Here is a 19,033-nt window from a genome sequence, read left to right as displayed (position 1 = left end):
TCGCTTATCCGACCTACGCGAGCCGTTGTAGGTTGAATAAGCGAAGCGTCATCCACCAACGCCCCATAAATAATGGCCTGTATTTACTGATTTTGCCTGGTCTAATTTAATCGCGATTTAACCACGTTCACGCGCCAGATGCCGAAGCACACCAGCACTAACGCCAGTGCATAGCGCCACTCAAGAATGCTCTCTTGCAGGAAGATAGCCGACAATACCGCACCTGATACCGGGATCAGGAAGTTAAATGGCGCAATCATGCCCACACGGTTGTGTTTGAGCAGCAGGCTCCACAGTGCAAATGCCACGGATGATAACAGCGCCAGATAACCCAGAATGGCCACCGACTCCCACCCATGAAACGCAAGCGTACCGCCGCAGGCATAGCCACCAGCCGTTAGCACAAGGCCACCAATAGCCAGTTGCCAGCCAGTCATAATTGTCGCATCCATGGTTTGCGAAATACGCTTACCGTACAACGACGCGGCAGAAAGAATAAACGCCGCCAGCACCACGAAACCGTCGCCCATCAGGCTGAAGCTAAAGTCCATCAACTGGCTGTTGAAGTTCACCACCATCACACCGGCAAAACCGAGCACGCAACCCACGACTTTGTTAATGCTGAGCTTGTCGTTTTGGTAGATAAAATGCGCCAGTAACACGCTAAAGAAAGTACCGGTGGCATTCATAATTGAACCTTTCACACCGGTGGTATAGGCGAGGCCTATATAAAAGAAGATGTATTGAATCGCGGTTTGCGTGACGCCTAATACCGCCAGTTGGGAATACTGCTGGCGCGACAAACGCGCAATCGGCTTACCCTGTAAAAACGCAAATGCCAGCAACAACAAACCAGCAATCACAAAGCGGTATCCGGCAAAGACAATTTTGCCAGGCAGGTCATCCGTCGCTATCTGAAATATTTCATAGCCGTTTTTAATTGCCGGGTAAGCACTACCCCATAACAGGCAACAAAAAGCGGCCCCCATCCATGCGATTTTCTTATTAGTAAACCGTGAAACGTTATTGCTCACGCCTCTTCCCTTAACAAAAATTAAACTGTCGTTTCAGAATCGACCATTATCCTTCAATAAAGAAAAATAGCGATAGCGCCATCCACACTTTGCGGGGTGGATGGCACGACGTTTAATTTAAGGTTTAGGAAGATGCGAAGGACGCGCTTTCGGATGCACGGCAAAGTGCCCTTCTGGCGCATTGTCGACTTTCACATGAACCAGATCCGGAGCCTGACTTTTAATCGTTTTATCGCGGAACAGATAGACGTTGAACGGCAGAATAAACACCAGTACAAAGCAGACAATCAGCAAACCACCATACACATCATGTGCGTGGGCACCGGGTAGGGAACTTGGCGGAATAAATGACACAATAAACGCCAGCACTGACACCACCAACCCGGAACAGGCGATAGCCAGTTTCACCGGTTTCCCACCCGGAACCTGGAAGGCACGTTTTCTATCACGCTGTTTACGCACCAGTTGGATATATCCCAGGAACAACATCAAATAACTGCACAGATAGATAACTACGGTGAGTGACAGAGCCACGAGGAATGACATATTGCTACCGCCGCCAGTATTGGTCAGGACAATCAGCGCAATGGAAGTGATGATCAACTGAGAGATCACCAGTGCTACAGGTACGCCGTTTTTATTCACTTTGGCAAAACGCGCAGGCAGCAGACCTTGTCGCGCTGTCACTAACATGCCGCGAGAAGGGCCGACAATCCACGAAGCAATTTCTGCTAACACACCCAACATCAGCAATGCCGCTATAACTCGCACCGCCCACTCAAAACCTGGGCCGTAATAACCAATCAACGTACTAAATGCCTGCATCACACCGGCAGAAAGGTTGATTTCATCATGCGGAATAACCGCCGCAACCGACAGACCACCAATCGAGCTAAGTACAATGGCGGCAATCACCAGCAGAATCATCGCCAGTGGGTAATCACGCGCCGGGTTGGTCATTTCATTGACGTGAGTCGCGGAGGCTTCAACGCCCATGTAACTGAGCACGAACGCCACAAACACCACTAATGTGCCAATTTGTGAAAAATCAGGGAAGAAAGTCGTGGCCGACATTTCAATCGCCAGCGGTTGGCCGTTATACAACCAGGCTACAGCCAGCCCCACCAACACGATTGCAGGGAATAAAATCCCGAAGAAGAACCCCGCTTTAGCAATACGCGCCGTGTAGCGTGTGCCTTTAAATTGTGTAAGAGCCAGGCCCCATAAAATAATCAGGGCTGCGACGGTTTTCACCAGCGGATCGGTATTTAGCGCAGGCCAGTTGAGGATGTATGAGAGCGCGCCGAGCACAAAATAGAGCATCGGAATAAAACCGATGGCGATTTGCAAATAGCTAAAGGAAATCGCCGCAAATCCCCAGCGCTCACCAAGCGTATTGGAAACCCAGGCAAATAAACCGCCCTCTTCCCAGCCTTCTACGGTCGCCATTTCAGCGGCACACAAACCAACGGGAATAAACCAGAAAACCCCGCCCATCAGCAGGAAGAAAACCAGGCTAAAACCTGAGGTAGCAAACGTTGGATATTCATAAACCGCCATCACCATTGAGGCAGTAATCGCGAAAAAGCCAAGCAAAGTCAGCGACCTTGCGGGGGCATTTGTCGTTGTGGTGGACATAAGTCTCTCCGCATCCGCAAGCAAATGCCTGCGGATGTTTTGGTTAATAGATAAAAAGAGACTGATGACAAAGCTTATTTTGTAGGTTGGCTAAGCGAAGAGTCACCCGACAATACTGGGGGAATGGTGGATGGCGCTATCGCTTATCCACCCTACAAAACCTTTGTCTGCAATCTGAAAGTGTCTTATGCGTGGTTGAAGCCACCCGCTTCTTCGGCGGTCAGCGAATGTGTAACCGGATTTTTTTCCAACGCCTGAAGAGTGCGTTTCAGATCGGCAATCAGCAATTCAGCCAGGTCGGTGCTCATTCCGTGACGAACCAAAATGCGCTGCACCACTAAGTCTTCACGATGTGTTGGCATGGAATAAGCAGGCACCTGCCAGCCACGGCTACGTAAGCGGTCCGCCAGGTCATATAAGGTGTATCCATCATTCTGATGGTCAGCTTTCAGCGCCCAGGTCAGTGCCGGAATGCCGTTCAGGTGGCTGCCGTCAAAAATTATCTCGAATGGACCAATTGCGGCAATTTCTCGCGCCAGATACTGCGCTGTCTCGTAACAGGCCATGTGAATTTTGCGATAACCCTCGCGGCCCAGGCGCAAGAAGTTGTAGTACTGCGCGACAATTTGCCCACCAGGACGCGAGAAGTTCAGCGCAAAGGTCGGCATATTGCCGCCGAGGTAGTTAACGTTAAAGATAAGCTCCTCTGGCAGGTCCTGTTTTTCACGCCATACCACCCAACCGGCACCCAGCGGTGCAAGACCAAATTTGTGGCCAGATGCATTGATGGATTTCACACGCGGTAGACGGAAGTCCCAATCGATTTCCGGCGCACAGAACGGAGCAAGGAAACCACCGCTTGCGGCATCGACGTGCATTGGAATATCCAGCCCGGTCTTCTCGAACAGATCGTCCAGAGCATCGTGAATCTCTTTCACCGGCTCGTACTGGCAGGTAAAGGTAATGCCTAAAGTCGGCACCACACCGATAGTGTTCTCATCAACATATTTCAGTGCTTCTTCAGCCGTCATCATCAGGCGATCGCCTTCCAGTGGCACTTCGCGAAGCTCAACATCAAAGTAACGGGCGAATTTGTGCCAACAGATTTGTACCGGGCCACACACCATGTTTGGTTTATCGGTAGATTTTCCGGCCAGCTCACGGCGTTTGCGCCAGCGCCATTTCAGCGCCAGGCCGCCAAGCATCGCGGCTTCCGAAGAACCGATGGTTGAGCAACCGAGCGTATCGGTGGCAGCCGGGGAATGCCAAAGATCGGCGAGCATATTCACACAGCGCTGTTCCAGTTCAGCGGTTTGTGGATACTCGTCCTTATCAATCATGTTCTTATCGATGGAGAGATCCATTAACTGGCGAATCTCATCATCAACCCAGGTCTGGCAGAAGGTCGCCAGATTCTGGCGAGAATTACCATCGAGCATCAGTTCATCATGAATGGCATGAAAAACATTGCGTGGATTGCTTTCTTGAACCGGGAATACGTTTTTTGGTAGTGAAGTAGATAGTTCTACAGATGCATAAACATCATCATTTTCATTTTCGGCGGGCTGAATGAGCATAGTCATAATTAATCCTTTTCATATCAGATAAATTTATTATTCAGTTACTTTAGGGCTGGAGTTATTTCACCCAATTTGGCATGCGGTGTCTTTTGACATTGTTTGAATATTTTCGGCACCGCTACGGTTTCGACCTCATGCCAGTGAACATAATCGCCACCTTTAAAATCGGTATTTCTATTGACGACCCAAAAGGCAATTGGCGTCATGGACTTCGGATTCATATCCATAAATTCCTGACAGGTCATATTTTGTGGCGTCGTTTCCTGTTGCGCAGCAAAAGCAGAATTAAAAGTGGTAGAAAGAGCCGCTGCGGCAATAATTATCGAGATACTTGCTTTAATATTCATAAATTATTCCAGTGGTTATTTAGAATCTTTTACCGCCAGCCGTTTAGGTTGCGCCAGCGCCAACTTCTTACGTAAAGAGATAAAACTCCCGGCACTGAAGATCATCTCCAGACCAATAAAAACAGTGGTGAATAGATAAGACTGCTCAGGGTTCATGCCCAGCCAGATAGCGGCAATCAGCAAGTCAAAAATACCGATAAAAATGTTCCAGATGGCCCCGGAACGGCCGCGCATGGTGAAGCCAGATACGATGCGCGAAACGCCACCGATAATGAACAGACAGCAAAATATTATCGATAAAGAGTTCATCCCAACCATCGGATTGGCGACGAAGCTGTAACCCAACAACAACCAGGCGAGAGCGAAAATCACGCTGACAAATTTGGATTTCCAGTGCTGCTGGCGAAAGACAACCAGGCTATAAAGTGTATAAAAGCCGCAAATCATAAACATCATGCCAATTATATAACTGAGATACAGTCCGGACATAAATGGGTAGATAAGACAGCAGGCACCACATATAAGTAGCAGAACAGCCATGACCAGAGCATGTTTTTTATAATAAATACGAGAGGCTTCACTCAGCGCCTTCATTCTATATTGGTTAAAGATGAACATATTATCTCCGCCGTAGTTTCAATAATTGAAATGGTAGTCCCCACTTGACTGCGGAGTAAATAAGAGTGAAGAGCCATTGTTATACGCTGAGTCTGACATCTGTCTGTCTCTTCTGACATATGTAAGACTGTGCTTGCATTATTAATCCGGCGCTCTGATTTTCATTGTGATACTTATTTTTTATTCTGGTGGCGTTTGGTGATGAACACCCATTTTATTAAGGAGAAGATAATGAAAAAATTAATTCTGGCAGGCCTGTTGGCAACTATGATGAGTTCTGCACCTGTATTAGCAGCAGCAACTACAACCCCAGCGCAGACCGCAGCGGCAACCGCACAAATCCAAAAAGAAGCGGCTGATGTCATGCAAGTTGCGGTTCAGGGTGCCAATGCAATGCGTGATATTCAGTTTGCACGCCTGGCGCTATTCCACGGTGAACCTGCCAGCGCGAAGAAATTGACCGACGACGCAGCAACCTTGCTGAAAGATGACAGCGCTGACTGGAAGAAATTTGTCAAAACCGACGCCAAAGCGAAAATGATCGACGATCAATACGTGATCATTAACGCAACGGTAGCGCTGTCTGAAGACTACATTGCGACCCCAGCAAAAGAGAGCGCCATCAAATCTGCTAATGAAAAAATGGCCAAAGGAGACCAGAAAGGTGCGATGGATACTTTACGTCTGGCCGGTATTGGCGTGATGGAAAATCAATATCTGATGCCACTGAACCAGACCCGTAAAGCGGTTGCTCAGGCCCAAAAACTGCTGGCAGACGGCAAATACTACGAGGCGAATTTGGTACTGAAAGGTGCTGAAGACGGTATCGTGGTTGATAGCGAAATGTTTGCTGCCAGCAATTAATCTGCGTTTGTATTGAGAGTGCGCGCGGGGAATGGTCGGGCAATAACTGCCCGACCATTCAATCTCAGTGGCTCATCAAGCTCTCTATCTCCACCTCAATTTCTCGCATAACCGCAGTAATTTCCTCTAATGCCTCCCGTCGCTCCTCAAGCGGTAGCGAATCATGTCGGCGTGACTCAAAGGGTTCACAAAGTTTCTGTAAAGCTGTGATTTCCAGTATTTGAGCCGAGCCATGCAGACGATGTAGCGCATGCAAAAACATTTGCGGCTCATCTTCTTCTATTGAACGCACAGCTGCCTGCAAATCATTTGCCGAAGCTTCGCGGAACGTTTCCAGAATTTCATTCATCAACTTCCGATCTCCCCCCGTATTCTCGGTCAAAATGCTGAGTTTCAGATGCCGGGTAACACAAGGCATTGAACGGCCAACATCCAGTTTACTGAGCTCATGGGTCAGCGTTTGAATCGACACCGGCTTAAACAGACATTGATTCATCCCACTTTCCAGACACTGTTCGCGTGACTGAGACAAGGCACTGGCAGTAAGCCCCCAGATTTGCAGCCGCTGATTTTGACGACGTAACGACGCCGCCAGTTCGAGGCCATCTTTTTTCGGCATATTCACATCCGTTATCAACAAGTCGTACTGCTTGCTGAGGATTTTGGCTTCAGCCTCCTCGCCATCACAAGCTTCATCAACATTGAAACCAATGGTATTTAACTGCCGTTTGAGTAGCAGGCGATTAGTCGGGTTATCGTCCGCAATCAGAATCGATAAGCGTGGCAATGGCGACAACGCCGCAGGCGTATCGCGCGTTGGCGTTAGCGATTGTTGAGCCGTTTCAACCGCAAGCGTTATCGTAAAAGTGGTACCCAGCGACTGGCGGCTGCTCATTTCAAGCGTACCGCCCATCAGCGTGACCAGCTCTTTACAGATAACCAACCCCAGACCAGAACCCGTTTGCTCACGCCCCTGACGCGCCTGAACGTAGCGGTGGAATAACGTTTCCTGCTCTTCCGGGCTAATTCCACAGCCGGTATCACTTACCGTAATCACTAACGTGCCGTGTTTATCCATTTCGGGGATCAGGCGAGCAGACACCTGAATATGCCCCTGTTCAGTAAACTTCAACGCATTGCCGACCAAATTGGTGAGAATTTGCCGCAAAGCCTGCGGATCGACCAGTACCCGATCTTCGGCTGCCAAATGGCTGATGCAGCGCAGCGTAATGCCCTTTTGCTTCGCCAGTGCATCAAACGAGTGACATTGCAGGTCGATAAGCTGAGTTAAATCAGTCCACTGTGGGGCAATTTGATATTTTCCTGACTCAATTTTATCGACATCAAGAATCTTACCGATTAACCCCAATAGCGATTGTGCCGTCGCCCCGGCAAGTGCTATCGCCTCTTTACGTTGGCTGGAGCTAAGATCCGAACTCGACAGCAATTCTAAAAAACCCACAATCGAACTGACGGGCGTGCGTAACTCATGGCTCATACTCGCCAGGAAACGACTTTTTGCTTTAGTGGCCTGAATCGCTTTATCCTTTTCAGCCTCCAGCTCGCGGGACAGTGCCTCTTTCAAATGCAGTTGCTCTTCGAGTTGCCGCTGCGATTGCTTTCTTTTACGCACTTCCCGGGAAAGCGACAGCCCCCAGCCCAGGCTGATGGCGATAAGCACCAGCGCGAAGAGAACCAACTGATAGAACTGTTTGCTGTAAAGGCTCCAGGTATCAATCTGCACGCTGGAAATCTTCGACCACTTCTCCGTCATTTGCAGAATTTCGCGTGGAGGAATCGCTTGCAGCGCCTTACTCAAAATGGATTTGAGTTCCGGCTCATCGCGCGACATCGCAAAGCTGATTGACGCAACGGGCGTACCGGGCAGTCGCATGTAATGCATATTTTGCGGGTAGTAATGATCAATCATGTAGCGGGCTGAAAGCTCGGTGGTGATCGCCGCATCCACCTTGCCTTCCTCAACCATTTTCATCGCCACGCTGACATTATCTGTCTCAACCCAGGTTGCCTGCGGATACCTCTGCTTTAAATCGTGCGCCAGGATATGCCCCGCAGCCAGAGCGATACGCATCGGTCTTGCCTGCAATGTGGCCGCCGTTTCGCGATGTGCGGTGACAATCACGAACGAGACATTCATTAGCGGGTCGCTAAACGAGACAAATTTCTGTGCTTCATTACTGAAGGTGGCCGCAGGGATCATATCCCAGTTCCCCTGAGCCATTTTTTGTGCCATTTCACCGTTGGAATTGACGATAACAGGCTTAAATTCCAGCCCGGTTTGCAACTGGATGATATTGAGCAAATCCGCCATGATGCCGCGCAACTCACCGTCATGGTCGACTAGCGTAAAAGGGGGATAATTGGGGTTAATCAACACCCGAACTTCATGGTGCTTTTTAAGCCAGCTTTTCTCTTCATCGCTGAAGGGAATTGGCTTATTCAGATAAGCCAGATTGCCGCGATTTAACCAATTCTGCATCACCCGCATATGGGTTTCATTGCTGATAGAGGTAATAAAGCTCTCAAGGATATTTCGCAACAGCGGTTGATGCTGGCTGGTAACAAAATAATTGTATTGTTGCTGCTTGTTAAAGTAGTGCGTAATAACCAGTGATTGCGAAAAATATTTAGAGATACAATTCGCAGTCGTAACGTTATTACCAATGAAATATTGATTCTGCCCGGACATCACAGACGACATCGCCTGGTAATCGCTATCGTAAAAGGTAATTTTTGCATTTGGAAAAGCCGTCTTAGCCACATCCAGAAACGCACAATCTTTCACGCAGGCCAGGGTAACCTCTTTACGCGTGGTCAGCGGTAATAAAGTGTTTTTGAGTGAGGTAACCAACGTCGGCCAGGTCTTTATCAATGCCGAAGTGCGCAGCAAGTCACTGCCCACTCTTTTATGCTGGGATAGCTGAGTCAACAGAGTATCGACTTCATTTCGCGAGAGTGCCGCCAGCGCCTCTTGTTCGTTATCGTACTGTTTGATAAAAATTTTAATGTTCAGATTCTTTTGCATTAATGCAAGATAATCTGCATTGACGCCCTGGTAATGTTTACCCTCGCTTTTATAATCAATAGGTGAAACTTCAGGCAACCAGGTGCCGACTGTCAGAGTATTATGATGTGCCAGCCAGCGCGATTCATCGGCGCTTAAACGAATATCCAGCGCCGATGGTTGATAATTACTTTTCAGCTCAATTAACTGAGCGGCACCAGAAGCCGAAAAAACGCTCAAGAAAAACATTACTGCCAAATAAATATATAATCTAAACCGCATCTCACTATCCTATTTTATTTCTTTGCGCATAATCATAAAGTTCCATTAATGAGGAGCAGTCTAACTTTTCCATTAAGCGACTTTTATAAGTACTGACGGTTTTATTACTAATATTCATTTTGCTGGCAATGGTTGTGTAATCAATACCATTGAGGATATAGCGTAATACTTTCATTTCCTGGGTAGACAACGTATCCAGCTTGTCCTGTTCTGTCGTGGCGGCACCGCTGAAGCGCTCGAGTGAGAATGGGAAATAGCTGTAGCCATTTTTTGCCGCCTCAATAGCCGCGAGGATGTTGTTCATGCCCTCTTTTTTGCTAACAAAGCCATTAGCGCCGCATTCAGCGCTACGTTTACCGTAGAACAGTTCATTCTTAGCTGAGATGATAATAATGATGCCAACGTAGTGCCGTTTGCGTAGCTGTTCCAGCACTTCAATACCGCTGATGCAGGGAATATCTACATCGATAATTAATAGTTCAGGCTTGAGTTTCTCGACGGTTTGTACCGCATGCTCACCGCTATCGAGCTCAGTGGTGACCGTAATACCGTTGGTATCGAGTAAATTGCGAATGGCGATACGCGCCAATGGGTGATCGTCAACGATTATCGCGTTCATTGCGTTAAAACATCCTGGTGTAGTAAAGAATAGCGAGGCCGGTAATATTATTACGTTTAGAGGTAATTCTGAGTTAGATTAAATTATAACTTGTCCGACCAAGTGTTCTAAAATATTTACACCATGAGTAAACAATGAACAGAAAACCAATTTTATTGATTTAGTCTATCTTTTTAATAAATAGGTTAATCAGGGTATAGATGATACTGATCATATTTTTGACTACGTGTGTAGGAATGGGATTTCAATTACTCAGGCGGGGTCTTAAATAAAAAGTGTTAATTATTTCAATATTGTCCCCTCATCCCTTCCCATTGGGAGAGGATGAGGGCGGTACTTAAAGATTAGTTACGGCCAGCCATCACACCACCATCCACATCCCACAACGCGCCGGTTACCCAACCCGCTTTATCGGAAAGCAGGAACCCGACAGTTTCAGCGACATCACGTGGTGTACCTACGCGGCCAATCGGGTGGAAGCTATTGAAACTGTCCATTACGCCGTGAACTTCGTCTTTCGGAATAAAACCTTCATAAATGGGTGTTTGTACTACCGCTGGCGATACTGCATTCACGCGAATCCCGTTACCACCCAGCTCAATAGCCATATTCCTGGTCAGCGCATGCAAGCCTGCTTTTGCCATGGAGTAAGCAGAAGAAGGTGTTGCACCAATCGCTTGTTGCGCCCACATAGAACCGATATTTACGATAGAACCCTGAATGCCTGCGGCAATCATGTTTTTCACAACATCACGGGTGATAAAAAACGTCGCGCGGTTAATGTTCATATACATGTCGTAATCGGCTTCTTCATGTTCAGTAAATGCTTTAGGGAAGAAGACCCCAGCGGCGTTAACCAGCAGATCAATATCCTGATGCTCAGCATTTACTGTTGCCATCACATGCTTCATACCTTCAGTGGTCATCAGGTTGGCAATGATGGTGTCGACCTTACCCAATGGTGAAAGTGCTGCACGCGCTTCATCTGCTTTTTCCTGGCGATTACCCACCAGCACCACACTACCGCCCTGTTCCAGCACCAGACGTGCAGTTTCCAGACCCATGCCGCTTGTGCCGCCAACAACCAAAAGTTTTTTACCTGCGAATACGTTGCTCATGATTCTCTCCACAATAATTTCTATGTTAGTTGATACAAGGAGAAGCTTGTCTCCCTGTCGATGAGCAAAGAATGCCAGCTTAGTACGGCATCCACGAACCATAAGAAATAACGCACCAAGAAAGAAAAACTATCTCACTAGCTTCTCCTGCGCTACGCTAATTGCCTGCTAATGAAAAGGCGTATACATGCGAACGTTGAATAGACTGAAATGGCTGCAAGCCTTCGAGGCTACGGCGCGCCACGGTAGTTTTACCGGTGCGGCAAATGAATTAGGCGTCACGCCTGCCGCCGTGGGCCAGTTGGTGCGCGCACTGGAAGAGTGGGTTGGACATCCCTTACTCAACCGCAGCCGCTCCGGGAATGAACGTTTGACGCTGATTCATGAAGCTCAGGAAGCGCTCGACGATATTTCCCTCGGGCTGGATAAACTCGAAATGGGGTTAAAAAAACTTCGTGGCCGCAAAGCACGTTCAGTATTGGTGATCACCGCGTCGCAAGTATTAGTGATGAACTGGCTAATGCCACGGCTCAACCGCTTTTCCGAACGTTATGAAACGATAGATGTGCGCCTTGATGTCGCAGACCGACTTATCGATCTGACACATGGTGAGGCCGATATTGGTATCCGCTGCGGCCCTGGGAGCTGGCCTGGACTGGTCGCTGACTGGATGATGGATGAAGAGGTGGTGATGATTTGTAGCCCGTCATTACTCCCCGCTGAGGGCGATGCCAATGCCGCCTGGCTGTCTTATCAAAAGTTGATTCAGGATGATACGCCACACCCAGGGGCCAACTTCCCATCATGGGAGAATGTGTTGATGCAAATTGGGCTGGATAATCTTTACCAGACTCGCCAACACATTAACTCGACCGCTACCGTGATTCAGGCTGTACTCACTGGTCGAGGGGTTGCTTTAGTACGCAAGGCGCTGGTGCAACAGGATTTAGATATTGGCCGTCTGGTTCAGCTATTCCCAAAAAACCGCTGGCCGATTAACTGGTCTTATTATGTTGTTTGTTCAAGTGCATCATTGAAACGCCCGGAAGTTCAGGCGTTTCATGATTGGATTTTGGATGAGGTTCGGGTTAAATAGCAAATTGGCCCTCTCCTGGAAAGGAGAGAGCCAGGAGGGTTTAAGCATTCGCCAACTGTTTCGCCTTCTCTTCTTCTTCGCGCTGTTGCTGCTCGGTTTCCAGCATCTTCTTCTCGTAAACTTTGAAGAATGGATAGTAGATAGCCAATGAAATAAAGAAGCAGACGAACACCAGCCCACAGGCAACCAGATTCCAGTTAGAGGTGATCAACGCCCCTAACGGAGCAGGAATAGTGAACGGCGGTTTCACCATCATGCGTGGAATAATCCCGGTAATGGTAAACAGATACACCACCACGGTGTTTGCCATCGGCGCAAGAATAAAGGGAACAGCCAGAATCGGGTTCATCACTATTGGTGCACCGAAAATCATCGGTTCGTTGATGTTAAACAGCCCCGGAATAAACGACAGTTTCCCCAACGATTTCAAATAAGCCGCTTTAGAACGGATAAACAACACGACCAGCGCCAGTGTCGAGCCCGTACCGCCCATCTGCGCATACCACTGGAAGAACTGCTCGGTGAAAATATTTGGCAGTTCGTAAGCGCTGGTGCCCGCCTGGAACATCTCCATATTCTGCACAATCGCCTGATCCCACAGCGGGCGAATCAATGGCCCCATCACCGCATGGCCATGGATCCCGAATACCCAGAACAGATCGATAAAGAACTGCGTAACAATGCCGCCGAACAGGTTCGTACCGGTCATAAACCCTTTGAGCGGCATGATGATGTAACTGATGATGGCGTTAATATCGATATTCAAAAAGTGACGCGGGATCCAGAAGATCAACACTACAGCCAGAGTCGGAAATAACGCGGAAAACGAACTAGCCACCACCGGTGGCACGCCCTCTGGCATTTTGATTTCAATATTTCTGACTTTAATAAAACGGTAAATCTCGATAGCAATCAGTGAGGAAATAATCGCGCCAAATAGCCCCTGAGAACTTAACGAAGTAATAGGAATATAACGTCCGGAAACCGCGTCTCCGGCAACGGTAATGCCTTGTTTGATGTTGACGGGCACAATCATCAGCAATGTCGCCAGCATCGCCAACAGCCCGCTGGTAATATCGTTGAGCTTGTAACTTTTACCGAGGAACGAACCGATAGTAAAAGCAGCATACAGCGACATTAATCCCACGGTAAAACGGAACGGCACATCCAGCATATCGCGATATGGCGCGATGAAATCCATATAACCTTTTATCGGGATATTGAGCAAAATAACGAAGAATGACCCGACAATAGTCAGCGGTAAAATTGAGATAAGCCCATTACGGATTGCCTGCATATGCCGCTGGTTGCCAATGGCATTTGCCACCGGCAGCATTTTTTCAGCCAGTCGTTCAAAGTAAGACATTATTGCGCCCCCTCGAATCCGTTATTTTCAATCACAGCCTTAAACCACAGGCCCGATTTTTTAAGCGAACGCTGCTGAGTTTCTAAATCCAGACGATAAAAACCATAGCGATTTTTATAAGCGTTTTGCCATGACCAACAGTCGATAAATGTCCACATGTGATAACCCAGGCAGTTACTGCCATCAGCAATGGCCTGATGTAAATAACTCAGGTGTTCCTGGAGAAACTCAATGCGGTAATCATCCTGCACCTGACCATTCACCATGAACTGTTCTTCGTCAGAAATACCGATGCCGTTTTCCGAGACAAACCACGGTAAATTGCCGTAGCGGTCTTTAACCACCATTGCGATGTCATAAAGTGCCGCAGGATAAATCTCAATGCCGCGCGAGGTATTCATCCTGCGCCCCGGCATAATGTATTCTTCAAAAAATCGCTCTGGCACAAAACCGTGCGGTTCTTCGAGCAGGGTTTCACGCGCTTTAACACGGCGCGGGCGATAATAATTAATCCCCAGTAAATCAATACGCGTGTTGGCGATAAGCTCACAATCACCTGGCTGAATTACCGGCAATTGATCGTACTCTTTCAAAATGGCGATCAGTTCATCCGGGTAGCGTCCAAGCAAAATCGGCTCGTTAATACTGCGGGTGTAAAATAGATCGGCCATTTCTGCGGCGTGTAAGTCCTCCGGTGTATCGCTGCGTGGATAGACCGGAATAACATCCATAATGATGCCAATCTGCCCGGCAATATTCAGCTCACGCCAGGCAGCAACCGCTTTGCAATGGGCCAGAACGATATGATGCAACACCTGCGCAGCACGGCGGAAACTGGTCACATAAGGGTAATGGCGAGGATGCAAATAACCCGCCTCCGCAGGAATTAGCGGTTCGTTAAAGGTGAACCAGTAGCGCACCCGGTCGCCAAAAAGCTCGTAACAAATCCGCGCGTAGCGGGCAAACGCATCTACAACTTCACGGTTTTCAAAACCACCTTTTTCCTGGAGCGCCATCGGCATATCGAAGTGATAAAGATTAATAAACGGCTCGATGCCCTGAGCATTTAGCTCATCAATCACTGCGTTATAAAAATCGACTGCCTGAGGATTAATTTCCCCATCACCATCAGGAATAAGGCGTGACCAGGAAATTGAGGTTCGAAATGAATTCAGACCAATATCTTTGGCGCGTTGAATGTCTTCCCGATAGTTCTGGTAAAAGGTTGAGGTATCGTCCGCGGTTACGCCACCGAAGAAGCGTTCGTTAAAATGATGTGAGGCATAGTCCCAAATATTTTCGCCTTTGCCATCTCCGGCCTGGTGCCCTTCGGATTGAGTTGCGCTGGTTGCTGTACCCCACCAGAAATTCTCAGGAAAACGGTATTTCATGACCCATCCTTATTGTGCATTTTTTAATAAAGACAGGGCCTGATCCAGCACCTTATCGCCCTGCATTGAGCCGTACAGCATCATATCAATCGCCGCCACCGGCACGCCGTGTGGCGCGGCTGCGCTGGATATACTCTGTAACTGGAATTTCACCTGTGGTCCAAGCAAAATGACATCAGCGTCCGTGATGATTTGGTCAAATTCAGACACCGGCACCGCCGTAATTTCTACTTCAATATTTCGGCTGGCGGCGGACTGTTTCATTCTTTCGACTAACATGCTGGTGGACATTCCGGCAGCACAGCATAAAAAGATCTTTTTCATCACTTCTCCCTGGCGTAATAAATGAGGTCATCCGCAGCATGCGGCAAAATATATTCTGAGGAGTGGGGGAAAAAGCAGCAAGTGAGGCGCGACACAGAATTGGTTTTATTGTCTGGTACTTTTACGGGGAAAAATGATACAAAGCATAGTTTATTGATAATAAACAGAAAGATAGCGCTGTTACTTTTTAGAATGATATTGAGATTTAATATCTAAATTTGCGACATAATAAGAAAACCTTCCGCGTTTAGATATATTTCAAAACCGGTGTAAACGCTGTTTTTAAAGCATATTATTTTCATCAGCAACCTCACACCAGAATATATCCAAAATAATTCAAGTTGCAGGATAAAAGGCTTCAGCCGTTTGAACAGCGCTTGCGCTGACCCCTTAGGGGCGAGGCTACCCACTGTGATATCAAACCCGCCGTCTCCGGCAAAAATCCCCGACTGCTCCATCACGCTGTTATAGTCCGAGTGCATCTTGCCTTTACTGAAACTGATGCAGCCCGACCCCGTCATCGACCCGAACGTGAAGCTCGCCCCACCGCTGATGCTGTTCTGTTTGCTGTCGTAACGGTCGCTGTCCTGCAGGTTGCTGATGGTCGGGTCTCCGCCGATATCCGCCACCACGCTGTTGCCGCTCACCTGCGCCCCGGCAATCGTTGTGTCGTCTCCGCTGTGGAGATTCACGCGGTTACCCGCATCTATGGTGGTTTCATTATGCGTCGTGCCGTTACCCCCACCGCCGCCAGAGCCGCCAGAGCCGCCAGAGCCGGAGATTATGCAGACGTTACGGAAGATCCCCAAACTTTCGGCACGCAAGCAACAGCAGATCCTTGAGTTTATCGAGGTGATCACGGCTAAAAAACTGCCTGCGGGTAAGTGGATTTGACGGTTAAGTGACAGATAAAAAATCCCGGCGACTTGGCCGGGATCTGTGCTTTACTCAGGATCTGATGGGGGATATTTTCGGGCTTTACGTTCATCTATCTTGGCGAAAAGCCATGAACCCAGCCCCCCCGCAGCTCCTGCGATAGTGCTTACAACGATGATATCTATAATTACTTCTCGTGTTAAATTAACCTTACCGTCAAAAATCAAGTCAATAACAACACTAGCCATAAAGAAAAAAATGAAACAACAGAAAACAAGATAAACAACACTTAAAAATAAAAGCCTCAAATTTATATTCTTGTGTTTTTTATTTACCAGCATTATTGAAATCCTTTTTATTTATTTTATCTTTGATTTTATTACCAATAAATTCACCACCAACAGAACTAATGGCATCACTAACAAAGCCAGAGCCTGGGCCTAAAACTGGATTCAATACAGGCGGTGCAACTACTCCAACTACTGCACCAAATGCCCAACTAGCCCCAGTACCAGTCAAGGCACCTTTATCCAGGCCATCCGTAAAGAACGTCCCACCTGCGGCAATTCCTGCGTTTTGCCATACACTCCTACCTGGAGCCAATGCCCCTGTAATCCCTGCTGAGGCACTTCCCCAGTAATCCCAGCTTTTATTTGCATTGCCCGACTTACTCAGATCGAACCACTGATAAGAGCCATTGGCTATTTCCGCAAGAACAGCGCCACCAACAACTTTTCCTACCGATGCCGCTGGCCCTAAATAAGCGGCTCCCGCTATTAACACACCATCCTGATATCCTTCAACAATGGCTTTCGTGATATTAGCACCTTCCGGTAAATCACCCTTCGCCAGCTTATCCAGCCCTGCCTGCGTTTGTTCCGGCGTGAGATTGTTGTCTTGCGCATACTGGTTCCACGAGGCAGCGGCCTGTCCGTAGTTCACCATCCCATTCGGCAGGCTCAGCGCATTATTCTCCGCCGCATTCTTACCAGACTGCGCACCCGCAACAGCGCTCGCGGTATTGTCTCCGACCAGCCCGCCTGCCAGGGCTGCAGCCATCGTCGACAGCGCGGAGATATTCTGCTTCTGCTCTTCCGTCAGGTCTTCGCGCTTCACGCCCGGGTAAAGCTGCTGCGCGATAAGTTCTCCTGCGGCGGCTCCCACTGCTCCCGCTCCCGCGTCGCGGCCCTGAAGTTCTGCCACCACGCCACCCTGAATGGCGTGGGCGATGGCATTCGCTGCGACGTTATCTTCACCAACCTGAAGCTTAATCTGCTCCGCCAGATACGGCGCTGCACCTCCGGCTAGCGCGGCTGCCATATCGCCACCTGCCAGCCCCTGCAATGCTGCCGTGGCAGCCTGCAGTCCCTGCTGGATATCGCTCCCCGTGCCGTACTTCTGCATTTCCGCTTTGTATTCCGGTGTCTTACGCAGTTCATCTACGTTCATACCCGGATGTTTATCTTTCGCCACTTCCAGTCCTTTTATATCGCCCTGTGTCCGCGCAATATCCATCGCCTGGCTGCCGATTTCACCGAGGGTCTGCGCTATCTCCAGTCGCTTCTGCTCTTTCTCTTTATCAAAGATTGGGCTGATGCTGCCGTTGGCGTGCTCCACATCCCGGCTCAGGTCTGCCACATCCTGCTGCTGGTTTTCTTTATCCCGGAGGGTGATGCTGCCTGCACTGATGGCCGCTTTCGTGGTGCCTTCTGCGTCACCGCTGTTATCCAGGCCTGATAACATGTTGGTGGCCATATTACCCATAAACTGCTCGCCGATATTGCCACCGCTGCTGCTGATGCTCGCCCCGCTGTGGCTGACGTCGTACTCCGCCTTGTTATGGATGTCGTTCCAGCCCAGCGTACCCGTGTCCAGACGATTATTTTTCGGGCCAGAAGTGGACGCTATCACCCCACCATCCAGCTGGGTGTGGTTACCCACMGTGATATCRAACCCGCCGTCTCCGGCAAAAATCCCTGACTGCTCCATCACGCTGTCATAGTCCGAGTGCATCTTGTCTTTGCTGAAACTGATGCTGCCCGACCCCGTCATCGACCCGAACGTGAAGCTCGCCCCACCGCTGATGCTGTTCTGTTTGCTGTCGTAATAGTCACTGTCCTGCAGGCTGCTGATGGTCAGGTCACCGCCGATATCCGCCACCACGCTGTTGCCGCTCACCTGTGCCCCGGCAATCGTTGTGTCGTCTCCGCTGTGGAGATTCACGCGGTTACCCGCATCTATGGTGGTTTCATTATGCGTCGTGCCGTTACCCCCACCGCCGCCAGAGCCGGAGATTATGCAGACGCTGCGTAAGGTCTGTAAGCTTTCAGGCCGTAAGCAACAGCAGATCCTTGAGTTTATCGAGGTGATCACGGCTAAGAAGCCACCTGTTGGGAAGTGGAGTTGACGGCTAACAGGTAAAAGGATCCCGGCTCGATGGCCGGGATTGATTCATTTTCCTGTCATCATATATTGTGCTCTAACATCATTAACTATTTTATATACATCTTCTTTTAATAAAATTGTTTCATAGACATTTAAATCGTCATAATTCTTCCATTCATAACCATCTTGTCTATTCCCATATAAATAACTAGTCTTAGCCCCTAATATTCTTACTTTATCCTCCGAACCAACAGCTAATACATAGCAGGAGTCACCCTCTAAATTATATGTAGATGCTTGATATCTGTAATCCGTTTCGAAATCATCTGGTATATCCACATAGAGCTCTAGCAAAGTGGGTAACATAACTTTCAACATGGCCTGAAAGGCAAGTAATTTATCCATTTTGTACAAAGCATTATTTTCTGGTGGAGAAAGTAGAGCATTATTCTCCGATAAGAAGTTCACAT

Annotated in this window: 15 protein-coding genes and 2 pseudogenes; 2 read left to right on the top strand and 15 right to left on the bottom strand. The window is 48.5% G+C overall.

All coding sequences use genetic code 11. The features are described 5' to 3' along the window. Positions 1-101: 101 nt before the first annotated feature. The 5 genes from IX31_RS18995 to IX31_RS18975 all read right to left on the bottom strand — a co-directional run bounded on the left by IX31_RS18995 (position 102) and on the right by IX31_RS18975 (position 5,217). On the bottom strand, positions 102-989 hold the full coding sequence (locus tag IX31_RS18995) for a DMT family transporter (protein ID WP_051880769.1): 888 nt from the start codon (positions 987-989) through the stop codon (positions 102-104). Between the two features lie 162 nt (positions 990-1,151). Then, entirely contained in the window at positions 1,152-2,672 is a 1,521-nt protein-coding gene (gene gadC / locus IX31_RS18990) for a glutamate/gamma-aminobutyrate antiporter (RefSeq protein ID WP_034461083.1), read from the bottom strand. Positions 2,673-2,857: 185 nt separating this feature from the next. Then, positions 2,858-4,249 (bottom strand): glutamate decarboxylase, encoded by a 1,392-nt coding sequence (gad, locus tag IX31_RS18985; protein ID WP_034461354.1) that lies wholly within the window; start codon positions 4,247-4,249, stop codon positions 2,858-2,860. A gap of 44 nt (positions 4,250-4,293) precedes the next feature. Continuing rightward, a complete protein-coding gene (gene hdeB / locus IX31_RS18980; RefSeq protein ID WP_034461081.1) occupies positions 4,294-4,599 on the bottom strand; it encodes an acid-activated periplasmic chaperone HdeB in 306 nt (101 codons plus the stop codon). A gap of 15 nt (positions 4,600-4,614) precedes the next feature. After that, positions 4,615-5,217 carry an HdeD family acid-resistance protein gene (locus IX31_RS18975; protein ID WP_034461080.1) on the bottom strand — a complete coding sequence of 201 codons (603 nt, stop codon included), beginning with the start codon at positions 5,215-5,217 and terminating at the stop codon, positions 4,615-4,617. A gap of 231 nt (positions 5,218-5,448) precedes the next feature. Between IX31_RS18975 and IX31_RS18970 the strand changes: the two genes are divergently transcribed. Continuing rightward, on the top strand, positions 5,449-6,081 hold the full coding sequence (locus IX31_RS18970) for a YfdX family protein (protein WP_034461079.1): 633 nt from the start codon (positions 5,449-5,451) through the stop codon (positions 6,079-6,081). 64 nt (positions 6,082-6,145) lie between these two features. Here IX31_RS18970 and IX31_RS18965 read toward each other — a convergent pair whose 3' ends face one another. The 3 genes from IX31_RS18965 to IX31_RS18955 form a co-directional block, all read right to left on the bottom strand. Beyond that, the gene (locus IX31_RS18965) at positions 6,146-9,388 is read right to left on the bottom strand and encodes an ATP-binding protein (protein WP_034461078.1); all 3,243 of its coding nucleotides are present in this window, start codon (positions 9,386-9,388) and stop codon (positions 6,146-6,148) included. Positions 9,389-9,392: 4 nt separating this feature from the next. Next, positions 9,393-10,007, bottom strand: coding sequence for an acid-sensing system DNA-binding response regulator EvgA (evgA, locus tag IX31_RS18960; protein WP_034461077.1), 615 nt, complete (start codon positions 10,005-10,007; stop codon positions 9,393-9,395). Between the two features lie 344 nt (positions 10,008-10,351). Next, positions 10,352-11,125, bottom strand: coding sequence for an SDR family NAD(P)-dependent oxidoreductase (locus tag IX31_RS18955; RefSeq protein WP_034461076.1), 774 nt, complete (start codon positions 11,123-11,125; stop codon positions 10,352-10,354). Positions 11,126-11,312: 187 nt separating this feature from the next. Between IX31_RS18955 and IX31_RS18950 the strand changes: the two genes are divergently transcribed. Continuing rightward, positions 11,313-12,221: a LysR substrate-binding domain-containing protein gene (locus IX31_RS18950; RefSeq protein WP_034461075.1), complete on the top strand. Its 909-nt coding sequence runs from the start codon at positions 11,313-11,315 to the stop codon at positions 12,219-12,221. Between the two features lie 40 nt (positions 12,222-12,261). On the opposite strand, the gene IX31_RS18945 is transcribed toward IX31_RS18950, so the two are convergent. The 7 genes and pseudogenes from IX31_RS18945 to IX31_RS18910 all read right to left on the bottom strand — a co-directional run. Next, entirely contained in the window at positions 12,262-13,587 is a 1,326-nt protein-coding gene (locus IX31_RS18945) for a PTS sugar transporter subunit IIC (protein ID WP_034461074.1), read from the bottom strand. Next, complete coding sequence (locus IX31_RS18940; RefSeq protein ID WP_034461073.1) at positions 13,587-14,978, bottom strand: glycoside hydrolase family 1 protein; 1,392 nt, start codon at positions 14,976-14,978, stop codon at positions 13,587-13,589. Before IX31_RS18940 ends, IX31_RS18945 begins: the two co-directional genes overlap by 1 nt. A 9-nt stretch (positions 14,979-14,987) precedes the next feature. After that, complete coding sequence (locus IX31_RS18935; protein WP_034461072.1) at positions 14,988-15,302, bottom strand: PTS sugar transporter subunit IIB; 315 nt, start codon at positions 15,300-15,302, stop codon at positions 14,988-14,990. A 404-nt stretch (positions 15,303-15,706) separates the two neighbouring features. Beyond that, positions 15,707-16,048, bottom strand: a pseudogene (locus tag IX31_RS23820) (hemagglutinin repeat-containing protein); the annotation flags it as partial. 198 nt (positions 16,049-16,246) lie between these two features. Next, positions 16,247-16,519 carry a hypothetical protein gene (locus IX31_RS18920; RefSeq protein ID WP_034461068.1) on the bottom strand — a complete coding sequence of 91 codons (273 nt, stop codon included), beginning with the start codon at positions 16,517-16,519 and terminating at the stop codon, positions 16,247-16,249. Further along, positions 16,506-18,470, bottom strand: a pseudogene (locus tag IX31_RS23670) (VENN motif pre-toxin domain-containing protein); the annotation flags it as partial. The gene IX31_RS18920 and the pseudogene IX31_RS23670, both read right to left, overlap by 14 nt. 159 nt (positions 18,471-18,629) lie before the next feature. Next, positions 18,630-19,033: Imm42 family immunity protein (locus tag IX31_RS18910; protein WP_034461066.1), on the bottom strand; the 404-nt coding region annotated here is incomplete at its 5' end.

This window comes from Buttiauxella noackiae, assembly GCF_000737905.1.
Lineage (GTDB): Bacteria > Pseudomonadota > Gammaproteobacteria > Enterobacterales > Enterobacteriaceae > Buttiauxella > Buttiauxella noackiae.
The sequence above is the reverse complement of the archived record's forward strand: the minus strand, read 5'-3'. Positions and strand labels throughout refer to the sequence as shown.

Coding starts and splice junctions, on each gene's coding strand:
- IX31_RS18995 (WP_051880769.1), bottom strand. CDS start 989: ATGGGGGCCGCTTTTTGTTGCCTGTTATGGGGTAGTGCTTACCCGGCA.
- gadC (WP_034461083.1), bottom strand. CDS start 2,672: ATGTCCACCACAACGACAAATGCCCCCGCAAGGTCGCTGACTTTGCTT.
- gad (WP_034461354.1), bottom strand. CDS start 4,249: ATGCTCATTCAGCCCGCCGAAAATGAAAATGATGATGTTTATGCATCT.
- hdeB (WP_034461081.1), bottom strand. CDS start 4,599: ATGAATATTAAAGCAAGTATCTCGATAATTATTGCCGCAGCGGCTCTT.
- IX31_RS18975 (WP_034461080.1), bottom strand. CDS start 5,217: ATGTTCATCTTTAACCAATATAGAATGAAGGCGCTGAGTGAAGCCTCT.
- IX31_RS18970 (WP_034461079.1), top strand. CDS start 5,449: ATGAAAAAATTAATTCTGGCAGGCCTGTTGGCAACTATGATGAGTTCT.
- IX31_RS18965 (WP_034461078.1), bottom strand. CDS start 9,388: ATGCGGTTTAGATTATATATTTATTTGGCAGTAATGTTTTTCTTGAGC.
- evgA (WP_034461077.1), bottom strand. CDS start 10,007: ATGAACGCGATAATCGTTGACGATCACCCATTGGCGCGTATCGCCATT.
- IX31_RS18955 (WP_034461076.1), bottom strand. CDS start 11,125: ATGAGCAACGTATTCGCAGGTAAAAAACTTTTGGTTGTTGGCGGCACA.
- IX31_RS18950 (WP_034461075.1), top strand. CDS start 11,313: ATGCGAACGTTGAATAGACTGAAATGGCTGCAAGCCTTCGAGGCTACG.
- IX31_RS18945 (WP_034461074.1), bottom strand. CDS start 13,587: ATGTCTTACTTTGAACGACTGGCTGAAAAAATGCTGCCGGTGGCAAAT.
- IX31_RS18940 (WP_034461073.1), bottom strand. CDS start 14,978: ATGAAATACCGTTTTCCTGAGAATTTCTGGTGGGGTACAGCAACCAGC.
- IX31_RS18935 (WP_034461072.1), bottom strand. CDS start 15,302: ATGAAAAAGATCTTTTTATGCTGTGCTGCCGGAATGTCCACCAGCATG.
- IX31_RS18920 (WP_034461068.1), bottom strand. CDS start 16,519: ATGCTGGTAAATAAAAAACACAAGAATATAAATTTGAGGCTTTTATTT.